Here is a 15,894-nt window from a genome sequence, read left to right on the forward strand (position 1 = left end):
GGGATTCCGGCGGTCACGCTGATGCCGTGTGCTACTTACATCAAATCAAATGTTTATAATACAATGGCGACCCCGATCCTGATCACGACAACCTTCGAAAACGAACCTGACGCCGAGAGGCTCGCCAGGATGCTCTTGGAACAGCGACTGGTCGCCTGTGCCCGGATTTCAGTTGTCGGCAAAAGTATGTACTGGTGGCAGGGACAGATCAGCGAGACGAAGGAGTACGAGCTTGGGCTGAAAAGCACCCGGGACCTGTATCCGGAGATCGAGGCCCTGATTCGCACTGAACACCCTTACGAGACGCCGGAGATCGTCGCCACCGCCTTTGTTGCCGGCAGTGCCGCCTATCTGGCCTGGCTGGAGGAGGAACTGCGGCGATGACCGACAAGCCTCAAGGCCCACGCCCGGCCGGCTACCGCAAACGCAAGCTCGGCGAATACCGGTGCCATTGCTGCAAGGAAAAAAAACCGTTCTGTTGGAGCTGTCCCTGCGGTTTTCAGATCTGCGACGCATGCTTTCAGGAGAACAAATGGGGGATCAGCAACGGTCCCACCTGGATCTGTCCCGACTGCGAGCGCATCCGGATGACCTGATCCGTAACGACCTCGCAACACCCCTCGCCGGTCCCTGTCGTTGACAAACGATCTCGCCCCGGATTGGGCCATTCATAGCAGTCGATGCCGCTGAAATCGAGCTGAAAGCCTGGAACCGGACCCGCCGGATAGAGCGGATTTATCGCGGTTGCCAAACCGGTTGAAATGAAATAGTATGGCTTCCACATCTCAACCAAGCCCTGCGCCAACAGCAAAATATGAACGTATCTACGCATAATTACGACGAAAGCAAAATCAAGACCCTGAGTTCTTTGGAGCATATCCGCAAGCGTCCGGGGATGTATATCGGTCGCCTCGGCGACGGCTCGAATCAGGACGATGGGGTCTATATCCTGCTGAAAGAGATCGTCGATAACGCCGTCGATGAGTTCATCATGGGGTTCGGCAAACGGGTCAACATCACCATCGCCGAGGATGGACTGGTCAAGGTGCGCGATTTCGGCCGCGGCATCCCGCTCGGCAAGATCATCGACTGCGTGTCGGTCATCAATACCGGGGCCAAATACAATACCGACGTCTTCCAGTTTTCCGTCGGCCTGAACGGGGTCGGAACCAAGGCGGTCAATGCCCTGTCCGAACATTTTCAGGTAACGGCCTATCGGGAAGGCCAGTTTGCGTCGGCACGGTTTTGCCGCGGAATTCTTGCCGGACAATCTGAAGGGGAGACCGCGGAGAAGAACGGCACCATGATCGAGTTCCTGCCGGATCGGCAGATCTTCCCTGGATTTGTCTTCGATCCTTCTTTCATCGACAAGAGAATGTGGCGCTACGCCTACCTCAACGCCGGATTGAAGATGTACGTCGGCAAGAATCTCTATCACTCCGCCAACGGCCTCCTCGATCTGCTGGCAAAAGAACTGGCGGAGGAGAACCTGTACACCCCGATCTACTACAAGGACGAGACCCTCGAGTTCGCCTTCTCCCATACCGATTCCTACAGCGACAACTACTTCACCTTCGTCAACGGCACCTTCACCAGTGAAGGCGGAACGCACCTCTCCGCCTTCCGCGAAGGGGTGTTGAAAGGGATCAACGAGTACGCCAAGAAGGTGTTCGTCAATACCGATGTCCGCGACGGTCTCGTCGGCACCCTGGCGATCAAGGTCAAGGAACCGGTGTTCGAATCGCAGACGAAGAACAAACTGGGCAACACCGAGGTGCGGTCGTGGATCGTCGCCAAGGTCAAGGACGCCGTCTGCAGTTCGCTGTACAAGGATACCGAGGCGGCGGAAATCCTGATCGACAAGATCCATCGCAACGAAAAAGTCCGCAAGGAACTGCACAGCGTCAGGCTGGAGGCGAGGGCCAAGGCCAAGAAGGTGGCGCTGAAAATCCCGCAGCTCAAGGACTGCAAGCATCACCCAGCGAGGGGCAAGCCGTCGCCGGAAGGGCGCCGGAACATGATGTTCATCACCGAGGGCCAGTCGGCCTCCGGCTCGATCGTCTCGGCCCGCGATCCGATGACCCAGGCCGTCTTTTCCCTCAGGGGCAAGCCGATGAACGTCGTCGGCCAGAAGATGGCGATGCTCTACAAAAACGAAGAGTTGTATTCGCTGATGCGGGCCCTCGATATAGAGGAATCGATCTCCAATCTCCGCTTTGACCAGGTCATTCTGGCCACCGATGCCGATGTTGACGGCCTCCATATCCGCAACCTGCTGCTGACCTATTTCCTGCATTATTTCGAACCGCTGGTCAAACTGGGGTACGTCTATATCCTCGAAACCCCGATCTTCAGGGTCCGCAATCAGCAGCAGACGATCTACTGTTATTCGGAAAAGGAAAAAATCGAGGCGACCAGACTGCTGAAAGGGCAGGGGAGCCGGCAATTGGCGGTCGAGACCACCAGGTTCAAGGGTTTGGGCGAGATCTCGCCGAAGGAATTCAAACAGTTCATCGGTCCGGATATTCGCCTGAAAAATGTCACCCTCGATTCCATCAGCGAGGTCAACAAGGTGCTTTCCTTTTATATGGGCAAGAATACACCGGACAGAAAACAATATATCATGGACAACCTGCTCTGATCAGACTGGCCATGCCTTGCCTTGTCCCAACGAGGCCCATCGTTCAATCAGTGTGCAAACTCAGCCATGGAATTCAGTCCGGGAAAACTGCAGAAGCTCTTCGAATACAATTTTCTTGAATATACATCGTATGTTATCAGGGAAAGGGCGATCCCATCGATCGAGGACGGGCTGAAGCCGGTTCAGCGCCGCCTCCTCCAGACCTTGATCAATATGGAGGACGGCCGTTATCACAAGGTCGCCAACGTCGTCGGCGAAACGATGAAGCTGCACCCGCATGGCGACGCCTCCATCTTCGCCGCCCTGGTCAATCTTGCCAACAAGGGCTATCTCATTGATCGCCAAGGGAATTTCGGCAACATCTTTACCGGCGACCAGGCCTCGGCGGCCCGGTATATCGAATGCCGGTTGTCGCCGTTGGCCAAAGAGGTCATCTTCAATAAAGATCTCACCGAATTTATCGATTCCTACGATGGGAGAACGGTCGAACCGGTGACCCTGCCGGCAAAAATTCCGCTCCTCCTGCTGCAGGGAGCCGATGGAATCGCCGTCGGCATGGCGACCAAGATCCTGCCCCATAATTTCTGCGAACTGCTCGAGGCCCAGAAAAAAATCCTGCGCCACCAGGATTTCGTTATCTATCCGGACTTTCAACAGAAAGGATTCATCGATGTCACCGACTACGACGACGGCAATGGCCGGGTCCGTTGTCGGGCGAAAATCGAAGAGGTCAATGACAAGACCATCGTCATCCGCGATATCCCGTACTCCACGACCACCCAGTCTCTGACCGATTCGATCGAACGGGCGGCCAAGGCCGGGAAGATCAAAATTGTCTCGATCAACGACTATACCGCCGAAAATGTCGAGATCGAGATCAAACTGGCGCGTGGTGTTTACGCCAAAGACACCATCAAGGCATTGTACGCCTTTACCGACTGTGAAATCCCGATTTCACCAAATCTGACGCTGATCCGCGGCAATACTCCTGAAACATCGACTGTCAGTGAAGTTCTCAGGTACAACACGGAAAAACTTCAGACCGATCTGACCCGGGAGTTGACAATAGACCTGGGGCGCCTGCAGGAAAAATTGCATGCCCGGCTGCTCGAGCAGATCTTCATTGAAGAGCGTCTTTACAAGAATATCGAAGAAGAGACGAGTTATGCGGCGGTTATAAAGTCTGTGGAAAAATCTCTGACGCCGTTCGCCGGGGAACTGGTGCGGGCAGTAACGAGGGAGGATGTTGAGAAACTGCTGGAAATCAGAATCAAGCGCATCTCGCGATACGATATCAATCGGCAACAGAAAGAGATCCGGGATATTCGCAAGGAAATTGCATCGATCGAGAAAAGCCTCAAGGATATGGTGGCGTATACGATCTCCTATCTCGACCGACTACTGGAAAAATATGGCCCTCTCTACCCCCGCAATACCGAAATCCGTGCCTTTTCCGAGGTCAGTGTGCGCAAGGTGGCGCCTGCCAATCTGCTGGTCAGCTACAACCGTGAATCCGGCTTCATGGGCCATCAGATCAAGAACGAGGAGGAAAGCCAGGACCAGGCGATTGCCTGTTCCGAATACGATCGCCTGCTTCTTTTATTCAGCAACGGCGTGTACAAGGTTATTCCGGTGACGGACAAACTCTTTGTCGGCCATGAATTGCAATGGTTCGGCAAGGTTGAAAAGGATCTCATTTTTAATGTAATATATAGAGATGGCCAGGAAAATCTCGTTTATGCGAAACGATTCAAAACTCCAAGCTTTATTCTAGAGAAAGAATACCGGATATTTCCCGAGCATAAACGATCGAAGATCCTGCTGCTGACGTTCGGCGAAGGGAAAAACGCCCATATCAGCCTGATGTCGTCACCACGTGCGAAAAGCAACGTCCTCGATGTCTGTTTTGATGATTACCTCGTCAAAAATCCTTCCGCCCGGGGAAAGAGGATATCAAACAGAGTTGTCAGAAAGGTTGTCGAAGGAGCACCCGACCAACGAATCGATGAGGTGAAGAGGCAGATGCCCACACTGCCTGGATTCGCCATTGAACCGCCCGAGGACGCTGACCAGACGGACGATGAGTTCGTGGGCGACAGGGACGGGGAGGATATCATCTGATTCGCTGCGATCAATCCGCTGGTCGACATGCGGCAGCAAATCATTAGCAGATAAATTGTGATCATTAAAACGATAGGTTGTTGCCAACACTTAATGCATTGAATCAACTTTTCCCTTAAGGGAATGCTGCCCCGCATGAACTATCTCAACCTCTAACAGATCTCCGGGGGCGAGATCTGTTTTCTCGTCGACATGGACAATGTGGTTGGTTCCGGTCCTGCCCTGAAAAGCGTTTTCGCTCGTCCTTTCAATCATTATTTCCAGAAGTGATCCCACATAGGCGCTGTTGCGCGCCAGGCTGATTTCATCCTGCCTCCTCTGGAAGATGGCGAGGCGTTCAGATTTCACTTCTTCGCTGATTTTTCCATCGAAATCACATGAGCGAACACCTGGACGATCCGAATACTTAAAGGAAAATGATCCGTGAAAGCGGACACGTTCCAGCAAGTCCATGGTCAAGGCAAAATCATCATCGGTTTCACCTGGGAATCCAACAATGATATCGGTCGTCAAAGCGAGATCCGGCCGGCAGGAAAATAGAGCCTCGACCCTTTCGAGATAATTGGCGATCGTATAATGCCGGTTCATCCGCTTCAACACCGCGTCTGAACCGGATTGGACGGGAAGATGAAACTGCGGACAAAGGATGGCGATATCACGGAAACATCCGATCAGTTCATCTGACAGATCCTTGGGATGGGAGGTCGTGAAGCGCAACCGTTGCAACCCTCTGATTTCGGCAACTTGATGAAGAAGCTCGGGGAACGTGCAGGGGAGGGCGGTTCCGTTGAGCTTCCGGCCATAGGAGTTGACGTTTTGGCCAAGCAGGGTGACCTCCCTCACCCCCTGAGCGACGAGTTTTCTGACCTCCTCAACAACATCCTGCGCACGACGGGAAATCTCCCGTCCCCTGGTGTATGGCACAACGCAGTATGAACAGTAGTTGTCACAACCCTGCATAATCGTGACAAAGCGCTTGAAGGAATACAGCTCGTCCGCCGGCTCGCTGTTCTTCCTGTCAGCGGGAAGAAACGCAGGTATCCGGAATGCCTTGCTCATGGTGGTCGCAACCACCGGTCGATCGGTCCCGGCAACACGGTCGATATATGTGCCCAGATCATAGATGTTCTGAGTCCCCAGAACCAGATCGACATGAGGCATACGCTGCAGGAGGTGATCGCCCTCCTGCTGGGCGACACAACCGGCTACACAGATCTTCATCCCTGGTCGCTGTACCTTGATCTTCCTCAAGGCGCCGAGCATGCTCATTACTTTCTGCTCAGCCTTGGCTCGAATCGTGCAAGTGTTGAGAATTACGAGATCAGCCGATTCCATGTCATGGCTTTCAGCATAGCCATGGGTCGAGAGAATCTGGCTCATGATCTCCGAATCCCGCTCGTTCATCTGGCAGCCAAATGTCTTTATGAAAACTTTTTTCACCATTATACTAGACACATAATTAAAGGTATTAATGCTTTTTCAATACTTCAGAGAGACTTCCAAGCAATTCCAGGATCTCCTTTTTCAAACCGGGGCTGAATCGCAGTACAACCACTCCATGCTTTTCAGGGCAACTCGTGAGAACACCGAAATTGTCGTAGCCCTCGAGGATGCTTTTTAAATAATGAAATTTTTCCTCAGAGATACGGAGAAACAGCTGGTCCAATGTGTTAAGATTTGGCTTCATCGTTATACGGTAATTATTGAATCCTGCGTCCCGAATTGCCCCTCGTACCTGTCAAGAAGAGGGTAGACCGCTTCTCTGAGATATTCTTCGGTCTGCTCGGGAGCGCGCCCGATAAAGCCACTCTGATCAGCAATGATATCTTCGAGTTCGTCGATGGAAAATGGAACCCGATCGTCATCTGCCAACCGCTGCATCAAGTCATTGTCCCTGCCTTGTTCCTTCACTGTTCTTCCAGCAGCAATGGAATGTTCTTTGACGATCTCATGAATATCCTGTCGGCTCATACCTCGGCTCACTGCCTCCATCAGGATTTTCTCAGTGGCCATAAACGGAAGTTCAGCCAAAATATGACGACTGGCTTGTTTCGGAAAAACAACCATATCCGAAGTTATATTCATATACAGCTTAAGTATTGCATCAGTCAGCAGAAAACACTGGGGGATGTCCATTCGGCGGATCGCGGAATCGTCGAGGGTCCGTTCAAACCACTGATTGCTGAAGGTAACTCCAAAATTCGGCGCCAGTCCCATAAGCTTTCGGGCCAATCCGGTCATCCGTTCCGCCCGCATCGGGTTTCTCTTGTAGGCCATGGCCGAAGAACCGGTCTGATTCTTTTCAAACGGTTCCTCCAGAACTTTGAGATTTGAAAGCAAACGGAGATCGACGGCAAATTTATGGGCCGATGCGCCGATCCCGGCCAATGTCTCCGCCATCTTCATGTCCAGTTTGCGGGTATAGGTCTGGCTGGTGACGGCAAAAGTATCGCTGAATCCGAGCTTTTCCGCCACTCTCTGATCCATGAGGCGAACTTTTTCGTGATCTCCCTTGAAAAGTTCAAGAAAGGTCGCCTGAGTGCCAACAGTCCCTTTCGCGCCCCTGGCCTTCAACTGGGACAGAAACATCTCGATATAGTCAAGATCCATGATCAAATCTTGAATATACAAGGTCATTCTTTTGCCGATCGTGACCGGTTGAGCCGGTTGGTAGTGGGTGTAGCCAAGAGTCGGTAATTGACGATACTTGTAGGCAAAATCGGCCAGGTTTTTGATAACTTGGAGCAGGGCGCTCCTGATGAGCGCAAACGCTTCCCGCTGGATGATCAGATCGGTATTACAGACAACAAATTGCGACGTGGCCCCAAGGTGGATGATGCCACTGGCCTTGGGGCATTTAAGTCCGTACTCGTAGACATGGGCCATAACGTCGTGACGGATCTCACGTTCCTTGGCAGCGGCGATGTCATAGTCGATGTTTTCGCAATTGGCACGCATTTCGTGAAGCATTTCGGCAGTGATGATATCAGTCAGGCCGTACTCATATTGGGATTCCGCCAAGGCTATCCAGCATTTACGCCAGGTTGTGAACTTCTTTTTTTCAGAGAAGAGCTGCTGCATGGCCTTGCTGGTGTATCTGCTTACAAGGGGTTCCTGGTAGATATCCCTGTTCATGTACGACTCCTTGAAGTATGCCAAAACGGATGATTTGTTTTGTCTATCTTACTGAAAATGCGTTATTCATCAATCGCCATAAAGACCCAACCGATGTCCTCGAAGAGAAATATGCTTATACCATTTTTCCTGCCAAAGAAAAACCTTCCACTAATTTTCACGATATTTTAAATGTCGCATAATGTATATTATGTTTACCAATGTAATATGCTGTTTTTCATACTGATTTCCATTCAAATCTCTTTTCCTCTCAGTGATTTGGAATTTTTAAATCAAGAACCAGCACCTGCCATCGCAGATTGCCGTTGAATCTGTTCGGGGCAAGCGAATACACCACCTCACACCCCCTGCCCTCTCTGGCGATCTTGATCTTGTCGCCGAGGTGAAAACCGATACCCTTGCATGGCCTGCCATTTGTCCTGAAGGAAATCTGCAGATGTTCCTTTCTACTGCCGACCTGTCGTACGTCTATTATGACAGCTTCTTTGTCGACAAAAATGGGTCGTTCATTTCCCTGACCGAACGGTTCACAAAGAGAGAGGATATTCAGATAGCTTGGGCTGAAGATTTCCTGGATTGAAATTTCGTCTTCAGGAACGACTTCGGTGATCGATTTTTCAACTGGCGAGGACTTCACAGCCAAATAAACTTTGTTCTTAAATTCCTTTAAATTACCTTCCTTTAAGGACAGTCCGGCAGCCGCCTTGTGACCTCCGTAGGACTCCAAAAGATCCTTGCAAAAATGCAAAATATTCGTGATATCGATATGTTCAGGACTTCTACAGGATCCCTTCAAGACCTTGTTATCACCGCAGTCACCACCGTCAATGTCAATCGCCGAAAGAACGATAGTCGGCGTCTTGAACAATTCCATCAATCTTGACGCCAGGATACCGAGAATACCATGATGAAAATCACCATTGACGATGCAACAACGCGTTGATTCAACTTCAAATTGATCGATCAAAGCTAAAGCTTTTTCTAGATCTTTTTCGCATGTTGATTTTCTCAACGTATTTAATTGATCCAGTTTTCTTGCCATTTTTTTTGCTTCAAGCTCCCCTCTGCAGGTAAGAAGCTCAACCGCAAGTTTTGCGTTCGCCATTCGGCCCGCCGCGTTGAGCTTGGGTCCAAGCTGAAATCCGACATCATCGGCAAATATTTTTCCATCGGCAATACCCGAGGTCTCGAGCAGTGATCGCAAACCTGGAAACTCTGTTTTTCCCAGTACTTCTAGACCGGCTCTAACCAGTACCCTGTTCGATCTCCGTAACGGCACCATATCGGCAATCGATCCCAATGCGGCAAAAGAGAGAAAATGTTTCAGATTCGGCACTGCTTGATTCTCGAAGTAGCCATGCTCTCTCAGGAAGGAGCGCAAGCCTGCTGCCAGATAGAAAGCGACGCCGACTCCGGCGAGATGCTCACCACAAAAACCACAGTCTGGTTGATTGGGGTTGATGACGATACAGGGCGGCAGGCTGTCGGATGAAATCCGGTGATGATCCGTTATGATCGCCGCAGCACCCCATCGTTGCAGTTCGACAATTTCGCTGCTATTCGCTATCCCGCAATCGACTGTTATCAATAGGTAACTGAAATCATTGATTGTCTCGCCAATTTTTCGCAGATTTTGAATATTCAGGCCGTACCCTTCCGTCAGGCGATCGGGGACATGCCAATACACTTCCTTCCCAAGGCAACGGAAGAACGAAATCAGCAGGGCGATGCCGGTCGTCCCGTCGACATCGTAATCGCCCCACAGGACGATGTTGCGGTTGGTATCGAGGGCGGCGACGATGCATTTGACCGCTTCCTCCATTCCCTTCATCAAAAACGGGGATGGAAGATCACTGAGATGCGGGTAGAGAAAGCCCTCAACCTGGTTTTTGCCTTCGAGCCCCCTTCTCTCCAGGATGTTAACCAGGGCCTCGGGGATATCTTCGTAACGGATGGAATTATTTCCGGCCATCGGTGCTCAGCGATACGTTGTTGCGCGTGGTGAAAGTTCATCGCGCCAGGAGGCGATCCTCTCGATTATTGGTGCGCCAGTTGCAACCTCGTACCACTCGATCTGATCCATACCGTTGAACCAGGTGAACTGCCGCTTGGCGTACCGCCGTGTATCCCTCGACAAATAGGTTAGCATCTGTTCCGATGTCCATGTACTATCGATATATTTGATCATATGTTTGTAACCGATGGATTGAAGGGACGGCAGATCTTGACGGTACCCACGCGCCAGCAATCCCCGTACCTCCTCCTCCAGGCCATCGGCGATCATCTGCCGGCAACGTTCGTTTATCCGGGCATACAGCGTTTGCCGATCGCACCTGAGGCCGAGCAGCAGGATGCTGCCCCAGACCGCCGGGCCGGTCCGGCCTCGTTGTTCGCGCAGGTGTGAAGACCAGGGAATGCCGGTGGCCTGATAAATCTCCAGGGCCCGGAGCAGCCGCTGGCTGTCGTTGACATGAATTCGTGCCGCCGACGGCGGGTCGCAGGAGGCAAGCTCCCGGTATAACCGTGCAGGCCCTTCCACGGCCAATCTCTGCTGCAGTCTCGTCCGTATCTGGTGATTCACCGGCAGGCATTCGAAGATGCCGTCAACCAGGGCCTTCAGGTACAATCCGGTGCCGCCGGTCAGCAGCGGCAGTTTTTTTCGCAGGTGAATGTCGATGATTGCAGCGGTGGCATCCCGGACAAATCTGGCCGCATCGTACTGTTCGTCAGGATCGGCGATGTCGATCAGATGATGCCGCACCCTGGAGCGCTCGGCGACGCTGGCTTTGGCCGTACCGATGTCCATATATCTGTAGACCTGCATCGAATCGACGCTGACGATCTCGCAATCAAAGCGTTCCGCGATCTGCAAGGAAAGTGCCGTCTTGCCGATCGCCGTGGGACCGACGAGAACCAGTACCGGCGACATTGACTGGGGAATGGTTTTCATTGCGATCCAGCGAAGGAAAATTGCGATTCGAGTTGACGGACCCGTTTGTGACCGATGCCGGGAACCTGCAACAGATCTTCACGGCTCCGGAAAACGACGCCTTGCTCACGGACCCGGATAATCTCGGAGGCCAGATGCGGCCCAATGCCATCGATGGTCTCCAGCAATTTGGCATCAGCATCATTGACGGGGATCGGTTGAAAGAAAAATGGCGCCAAGCGCGGTTCGACGTGGTCAATATCCGAACGAACCCGGCAGTCCCGGCCGCTGCAGACCGCAAGCACACCCCCGTCCCAGCGCAACTGCACGGTTTCCGGGTCGGCGGCAGCCTTGGGCGGCTTGGCCGGCCACAGCATCCTGCCGGCCACGGCAATATGGAGCAGCGCCGCCAAGACCAAAAGCATCACTATGCGTCTGTCGAGTTCAGTTGCTGGCATCGGATTTGTTGGTTTTTCTCCCCTGGGAACCTGATCCGTCCGGTCGTTCCAACCGTGAATGTAGCCGCAGGGAATCAAAATGCAAGGCTAGCAATAGCCGGACTCCCTGGCGTCGGCCAGTTTTCCCTTGTTTTCATGGCCTGCATTCAGTATAGCTCCTGTGCCTTACGAATAACGTCTCGCCAACTGCCAGGAAAGAACATGCAACAACAGGATCGTTTTCACATCGTGCTCGTCGAACCGGAAATCCCACCCAACACCGGCTCGATCGCCCGTCTGTGCGGAGCCACGGACTCCGTCCTGCACCTCGTGCACCCACTCGGCTTTTCCACCTCCGACAAACATCTCAAGCGGGCCGGCCTTGATTACTGGGAACATGTCAATATCGTCCATTGGGACAACCTGGACGCGTTTCTCCGGGCCCAGGATGAGCGCCGACTCTTTTTCTTTACGACCAAGGTCAAAAGGTCGTATATTGAAGCCTCATTCCAACCTGGGGATTATCTCATATTCGGCAGGGAGACCAAGGGCTTGCCGGAGGAAATTCTCTCGTTGTACAATGACCGTTGCTACACCGTGCCGATGAGAAACTCAAATATTCGCAGCCTCAACCTTGCAATGACCGCCGGCATTGTCTTATATGAGGCGATCCGTCAGATAGGCCTGCACGGAGAGTGCCTCTGAGTACACTGTTTCCGTCAGCAGTGCAACATCATCCCCCTTCACCATTATTTATCAAAGGAGATATATCCATGGTCGAGCGTGCTTTTAATTTCAGTCCCGGTCCTGCCGTCCTTCCCTACGAGGTGCTGGAGCAGGCCTCCCGTGACGTTGTCAACTTTCAGGGCCTGGGCATGGGGCTTATCGAAGTAAGCCATCGATCGAAGCCGTTTATCGCGGTTATGGATGAGGCCGAGGCCCTGTTGCGTGAACTGATGGGGATTCCTGAGAACTACAAGGTGCTGTTCCTCCAGGGCGGCGCCTCGAGCCAGTTTTTCATGGTGCCGATGAATCTTCTCGGCCCCGGCAAGAAGGCCACCTACCTCAATACCGGAACCTGGTCGAAGAAGGCGATCAAGGAGGCCAAGCTGTTCGGCGAGGTCGATGTCGCCTATTCGAGCGAGGACAGCAAGTTCGTCCGGGTGCCGGCGCAGAACGAGTATACGGTCAGCGCGGACTCGGAATACCTCTACCTTGTCTCCAACAACACCATCTATGGCACCGCCTTTCCTGAGTTTCCGGTGGTCGACACAATGCTGATCAGCGATATGTCCTCGGACATTCTTTCCCGCCAGTTCGACGTCAGTCGCTTCGGCCTGATCTTTGCCGGCGCCCAGAAGAACCTCGGACCAGCCGGGGTCACGGTCGTCGTCATCAGGGAAGACCTGCTCGATCGCGCCCCGGCCACCACCCCGACCATGCTGAACTACAAGACCCACGCCGAAAAAGGATCGATGTTCAACACCCCGCCCTGCTTCGCGGTCTATGTCGTCGGCCTGGTGTTGAAGTGGCTGAAAAAAATCGGCGGCGTGCCGGCGATCGAGAAGATCAACCGCGAAAAGGCGGCCATGCTCTACGCCAAGATCGACGAGAGCGGCTACTACCGCGGCCATGCCGAACCGGCCTCGCGGTCGCTGATGAACGTCACCTTCAACCTTGCCACCCCGGAACTCGAGGCCAAATTCATCGCCGAGGCCACCGCCATCGGATTGAACGGCCTGAAGGGCCATCGTTCGGTCGGCGGTTGTCGGGCCTCGATCTACAACGCCTTCCCCATTGAAGGGGTCGTCAAACTGGTAGAGTTCATGCGCCAATTCGAACTCGCCAATCCGGCCTGACCCATTCTTCGCTGATGCACTATGAGGGAACCATCATCCGGCCGCCCAGCGAGGCCATGTCGATCATCCTCCAGGTGACGGTCGGATGTTCCTATAACAAGTGCACCTTTTGCGGAGCCTTCAAAGACAAACCGTTCAGGGTCAAGACCGAAGCGGAGATCGACGACGATCTCCGCTTCGCGGCGCAACACTGCCGGTGCCAGAACCGCGTCTTCCTCGCCGACGGCGATGCCCTCTTCCTTCCCAAACGTCGTCTGTCGGCACTGTTTGCCAGGATTCGATCGTTCCTGCCGTGGGTGAAGAAAATATCACTGTACGGCAACGCCCGCTCCATCCGCTCGAAAACCGCCGCCGATCTCGCCACCCTCAAAGACCAGGGACTCGACCGGATCTACATGGGGCTCGAGAGCGGTTGTGACGCGGTACTTGAGCGCGTCCGCAAGGGGGAGACCGCCGCCACCATGATAAAGGCGGCACGGCGGGTCAACGACAGCGGTCTGTTCCTCTCCGTCACCACCATCCTGGGCCTGGGCGGTATCGAGTTGTCGGAGGTCCATGCCCGTCAATCCGCCGCCGTCCTCAACCGCATGGCGCCGCGCCAGGTTGCCGCCCTCACCCTGATGCCGCTGCCGAATACGCTGATCGGCCGTCAACATCAGAGCGGCCTGTTCCGTCTCCCCGACCAGCTGGGGATCCTCAGGGAACTGCAGACCCTCGTCGCCGGGCTGGAATTGTCGCGGTCGATGTTCCACGCCAACCACGCCTCGAATTACCTGCCGATTGAAGGGGTGCTGCGCAAGGACAAGCGGAAGATCCTCACTGCCATCGAATTCGCCCTCGCCGGACAGACCCCACTGGTACCAGACAACATGAGGGCGCTGTAATGGAAATGCGAACCGATCTGCGCAATCTCGACCAGCAGGGGCTGATCAGATTTGTCGAGGAGCTCGGACAACCGGCCTTTCGCGGCCGGCAGATGATGCCCTGGCTCTATCGCCCTGGGATCACCGACATCGAGGAGATGACCGACCTCGCCAAGGACTTCCGGCGGATTGTCGCCGAGCATGCCTACATCTCGCGGTTCGATGACCCGATTGTCGAAAGGGCGATGGATGGCACGGTGAAGTTCGGCTTCCGCCTTCACGACAACAACATCATCGAGTCGGTGCTGATCCCCGAGCCGGACCGCAACACCCTCTGCATCTCCTCCCAGGTCGGCTGCGCGATGCACTGCGCCTTCTGCCTGACCGGGACCATGGGCATTATCAGGAACCTCTCCCCGGCCGAGATCGTCAACCAGGTCTGTGCCGCCCGCGATCATCTGCTCGCCGAACCGGCGGCGACCCTGATGAGCCCCCGGGCGGTGACCAACCTGGTGTACATGGGGATGGGCGAACCGCTCAACAACCTCGAAAATGTCCTGACCTCCCTCTCCATCCTGACCGAGCAGAAGGGGCTCGACCTGACCGGCCGTCGCATCACCGTCTCGACCTGCGGCATCGTCCCGAAGATGCACGCGCTCGGCGAGCGTTCCACCGCCAATCTGGCGGTGTCGCTCCATGCCGTCGATGACGAGACCCGGAACAGGCTGATGCCGGTGAACCGGATCTATCCCCTCGATGATCTGTTCGAGGCCTGCCGCACCTATCCGATGCCGAAACGGCGCCGGATCATGTTTGAATACCTGATGCTCGACGGGATCAACGATTCCGCCGCCGAGGCCCGGGAACTGGCGCGGCGGCTGCGCCTGATCCCCTGCAAGATCAACCTTCTCCCGTACAACAATTGTCCCGACCTCCCCTATCGCAGTTCCCCGATGGAAAAGATCCTGGCCTTTCAGAAGACCCTGATGGATGCCAATTATTCGGTTTTCATCCGCAGTAGTCGCGGTGCCGATATTCTCGCCGCCTGCGGCCAGCTTGCCGGCGAGCGCAACCCGAACCAGAGGAGCGCATGATGCCGGAACTGAACGATACCCTTGCCTGGGAGTATCTGGAGAAAAGCAGCCACGACAGGGCGACCATCAGGCATCGCCGTCGGGTGCAGATCGCTGAAACCGCCTCCTACAAAAACTATCCCGAGGCGGTCAAGATCGAACTGCCGCTGGACTGGTCGCTCCAGGGAGCACGACTGCAATCGCTGCTGCAGCAACGGCGCTCACTGCGTCGCTACCACGCGTCCAACGGGCTGAATTTGAACGAGGTTTCGTTTCTGCTGTGGGCCTCTCAGGGGATCACCGCGAAGATGGGCGGGCATCTGCTGCGGACCGCGCCGTCGGCCGGGGCCCTGTATCCAATCGAGACCTACCTGGTGATCGAAAAAGTTGCCGACCTGAGCCCCGGCCTCTATCATTTCGATGTCGGGCGGTTTCAGCTGGAACGGCTTGTCCCTGAGGTGCGCGGCAAGGATGCCGCCCGTGTCTGCCTCAACCAGGACTTCATCGCCGAGGCCAACCTGACCTTTTTATGGACGGCGATCTTCCGGCGCTCGATGGCCAAATACGGGGAACGCGGTTTCCGATACCTCTTTCTCGATGCCGGCCATATCTGCCAGAACCTGCTGCTGGCGGCGGAAGCGATCGGGTGCGGCGGCTGTCCGATCGCCGCCTTTTACGATCAGGAGGCCAATCGCCTGCTCGGACTCGACGACCGCAACGAGCGGTTGCTGTACGCCGCCAGCATCGGCAGAAAATAAACCCGGATTTTCAAGACGATCCACCGCATATATCATCTGATGGTCGAGTTCCCGTTTCGTCCGGAACCGCGGCAACAT

15 protein-coding genes are annotated in these 15,894 nt (G+C 54.4%); 9 read left to right on the plus strand and 6 right to left on the minus strand.

Annotation, left to right across the window (positions count from 1 at the left end; translation table 11 throughout):
* Window positions 1-63: 63 nt before the first annotated feature.
* The 4 genes from cutA to HNQ81_RS01055 all read left to right on the plus strand — a co-directional run bounded on the left by cutA (window position 64) and on the right by HNQ81_RS01055 (window position 4,762).
* Window positions 64-384 carry a divalent-cation tolerance protein CutA gene (gene cutA / locus HNQ81_RS01040; RefSeq protein ID WP_183347408.1) on the plus strand — a complete coding sequence of 107 codons (321 nt, stop codon included), beginning with the start codon at window positions 64-66 and terminating at the stop codon, window positions 382-384.
* Window positions 381-596 (plus strand): hypothetical protein, encoded by a 216-nt coding sequence (locus tag HNQ81_RS01045; protein WP_183347410.1) that lies wholly within the window; start codon window positions 381-383, stop codon window positions 594-596. Before cutA ends, HNQ81_RS01045 begins: the two co-directional genes overlap by 4 nt.
* Before the next feature lie 218 nt (window positions 597-814).
* Window positions 815-2,641 carry a DNA topoisomerase IV subunit B gene (locus tag HNQ81_RS01050; RefSeq protein WP_183347412.1) on the plus strand — a complete coding sequence of 609 codons (1,827 nt, stop codon included), beginning with the start codon at window positions 815-817 and terminating at the stop codon, window positions 2,639-2,641.
* A 66-nt stretch (window positions 2,642-2,707) separates the two neighbouring features.
* Window positions 2,708-4,762, plus strand: a complete 2,055-nt coding sequence (locus tag HNQ81_RS01055; RefSeq protein ID WP_183347415.1) for a DNA topoisomerase IV subunit A — start codon at window positions 2,708-2,710, stop codon at window positions 4,760-4,762.
* Between the two features lie 90 nt (window positions 4,763-4,852).
* On the opposite strand, the gene miaB is transcribed toward HNQ81_RS01055, so the two are convergent.
* The 6 genes from miaB to HNQ81_RS17995 all read right to left on the minus strand — a co-directional run bounded on the left by miaB (window position 4,853) and on the right by HNQ81_RS17995 (window position 11,284).
* On the minus strand, window positions 4,853-6,205 hold the full coding sequence (miaB, locus tag HNQ81_RS01060; RefSeq protein WP_183347417.1) for a tRNA (N6-isopentenyl adenosine(37)-C2)-methylthiotransferase MiaB: 1,353 nt from the start codon (window positions 6,203-6,205) through the stop codon (window positions 4,853-4,855).
* Window positions 6,206-6,230: 25 nt separating this feature from the next.
* Window positions 6,231-6,449: a DUF4911 domain-containing protein gene (locus HNQ81_RS17990; protein WP_183347419.1), complete on the minus strand. Its 219-nt coding sequence runs from the start codon at window positions 6,447-6,449 to the stop codon at window positions 6,231-6,233.
* A 2-nt stretch (window positions 6,450-6,451) separates the two neighbouring features.
* The gene (purB, locus tag HNQ81_RS01070; protein ID WP_183347421.1) at window positions 6,452-7,897 is read right to left on the minus strand and encodes an adenylosuccinate lyase; all 1,446 of its coding nucleotides are present in this window, start codon (window positions 7,895-7,897) and stop codon (window positions 6,452-6,454) included.
* A 250-nt stretch (window positions 7,898-8,147) separates the two neighbouring features.
* On the minus strand, window positions 8,148-9,869 hold the full coding sequence (recJ, locus tag HNQ81_RS01075; protein ID WP_183347422.1) for a single-stranded-DNA-specific exonuclease RecJ: 1,722 nt from the start codon (window positions 9,867-9,869) through the stop codon (window positions 8,148-8,150).
* 6 nt (window positions 9,870-9,875) lie between these two features.
* The gene (gene miaA / locus HNQ81_RS01080; protein WP_183347425.1) at window positions 9,876-10,847 is read right to left on the minus strand and encodes a tRNA (adenosine(37)-N6)-dimethylallyltransferase MiaA; all 972 of its coding nucleotides are present in this window, start codon (window positions 10,845-10,847) and stop codon (window positions 9,876-9,878) included.
* Window positions 10,844-11,284, minus strand: a complete 441-nt coding sequence (locus tag HNQ81_RS17995; protein ID WP_353740477.1) for a ComEA family DNA-binding protein — start codon at window positions 11,282-11,284, stop codon at window positions 10,844-10,846. The genes miaA and HNQ81_RS17995 overlap by 4 nt, the downstream gene beginning before the upstream one ends.
* Window positions 11,285-11,485: 201 nt before the next feature.
* Between HNQ81_RS17995 and HNQ81_RS18000 the strand changes: the two genes are divergently transcribed.
* From HNQ81_RS18000 to HNQ81_RS01110, 5 genes are all read left to right on the plus strand, one after another.
* The gene (locus HNQ81_RS18000; protein WP_183347429.1) at window positions 11,486-11,968 is read left to right on the plus strand and encodes a tRNA (cytidine(34)-2'-O)-methyltransferase; all 483 of its coding nucleotides are present in this window, start codon (window positions 11,486-11,488) and stop codon (window positions 11,966-11,968) included.
* 68 nt (window positions 11,969-12,036) lie between these two features.
* Window positions 12,037-13,122 carry a 3-phosphoserine/phosphohydroxythreonine transaminase gene (serC, locus tag HNQ81_RS01095; protein ID WP_183347431.1) on the plus strand — a complete coding sequence of 362 codons (1,086 nt, stop codon included), beginning with the start codon at window positions 12,037-12,039 and terminating at the stop codon, window positions 13,120-13,122.
* 14 nt (window positions 13,123-13,136) lie between these two features.
* Entirely contained in the window at window positions 13,137-14,006 is an 870-nt protein-coding gene (locus HNQ81_RS01100) for a radical SAM protein (protein ID WP_183347433.1), read from the plus strand.
* The gene (rlmN, locus tag HNQ81_RS01105) at window positions 14,006-15,079 is read left to right on the plus strand and encodes a dual-specificity RNA methyltransferase RlmN (RefSeq protein ID WP_183347436.1); all 1,074 of its coding nucleotides are present in this window, start codon (window positions 14,006-14,008) and stop codon (window positions 15,077-15,079) included. Before HNQ81_RS01100 ends, rlmN begins: the two co-directional genes overlap by 1 nt.
* A complete protein-coding gene (locus HNQ81_RS01110; RefSeq protein WP_205240133.1) occupies window positions 15,076-15,816 on the plus strand; it encodes a SagB/ThcOx family dehydrogenase in 741 nt (246 codons plus the stop codon). The genes rlmN and HNQ81_RS01110 overlap by 4 nt, the downstream gene beginning before the upstream one ends.
* The last annotated feature ends 78 nt before the right edge of the window (window positions 15,817-15,894 follow it).

The organism is Desulfoprunum benzoelyticum, from assembly GCF_014201505.1.
GTDB classification, from domain to species: Bacteria; Desulfobacterota; Desulfobulbia; order Desulfobulbales; family Desulfocapsaceae; genus Desulfoprunum; species Desulfoprunum benzoelyticum.

Bases quoted from the DNA above. Each gene is read 5' to 3' on its own strand.
- cutA (WP_183347408.1), top strand. From the start codon at position 64: ATGGCGACCCCGATCCTGATCACGACAACCTTCGAAAACGAACCTGAC.
- miaA (WP_183347425.1), bottom strand. From the start codon at position 10,847: ATGAAAACCATTCCCCAGTCAATGTCGCCGGTACTGGTTCTCGTCGGT.
- miaB (WP_183347417.1), bottom strand. From the start codon at position 6,205: ATGGTGAAAAAAGTTTTCATAAAGACATTTGGCTGCCAGATGAACGAG.
- HNQ81_RS01045 (WP_183347410.1), top strand. From the start codon at position 381: ATGACCGACAAGCCTCAAGGCCCACGCCCGGCCGGCTACCGCAAACGC.
- HNQ81_RS01050 (WP_183347412.1), top strand. From the start codon at position 815: ATGAACGTATCTACGCATAATTACGACGAAAGCAAAATCAAGACCCTG.
- HNQ81_RS01110 (WP_205240133.1), top strand. From the start codon at position 15,076: ATGATGCCGGAACTGAACGATACCCTTGCCTGGGAGTATCTGGAGAAA.
- recJ (WP_183347422.1), bottom strand. From the start codon at position 9,869: ATGGCCGGAAATAATTCCATCCGTTACGAAGATATCCCCGAGGCCCTG.
- serC (WP_183347431.1), top strand. From the start codon at position 12,037: ATGGTCGAGCGTGCTTTTAATTTCAGTCCCGGTCCTGCCGTCCTTCCC.
- rlmN (WP_183347436.1), top strand. From the start codon at position 14,006: ATGGAAATGCGAACCGATCTGCGCAATCTCGACCAGCAGGGGCTGATC.
- HNQ81_RS01055 (WP_183347415.1), top strand. From the start codon at position 2,708: ATGGAATTCAGTCCGGGAAAACTGCAGAAGCTCTTCGAATACAATTTT.
- HNQ81_RS17995 (WP_353740477.1), bottom strand. From the start codon at position 11,284: ATGCCAGCAACTGAACTCGACAGACGCATAGTGATGCTTTTGGTCTTG.
- purB (WP_183347421.1), bottom strand. From the start codon at position 7,897: ATGAACAGGGATATCTACCAGGAACCCCTTGTAAGCAGATACACCAGC.
- HNQ81_RS17990 (WP_183347419.1), bottom strand. From the start codon at position 6,449: ATGAAGCCAAATCTTAACACATTGGACCAGCTGTTTCTCCGTATCTCT.
- HNQ81_RS01100 (WP_183347433.1), top strand. From the start codon at position 13,137: ATGCACTATGAGGGAACCATCATCCGGCCGCCCAGCGAGGCCATGTCG.
- HNQ81_RS18000 (WP_183347429.1), top strand. From the start codon at position 11,486: ATGCAACAACAGGATCGTTTTCACATCGTGCTCGTCGAACCGGAAATC.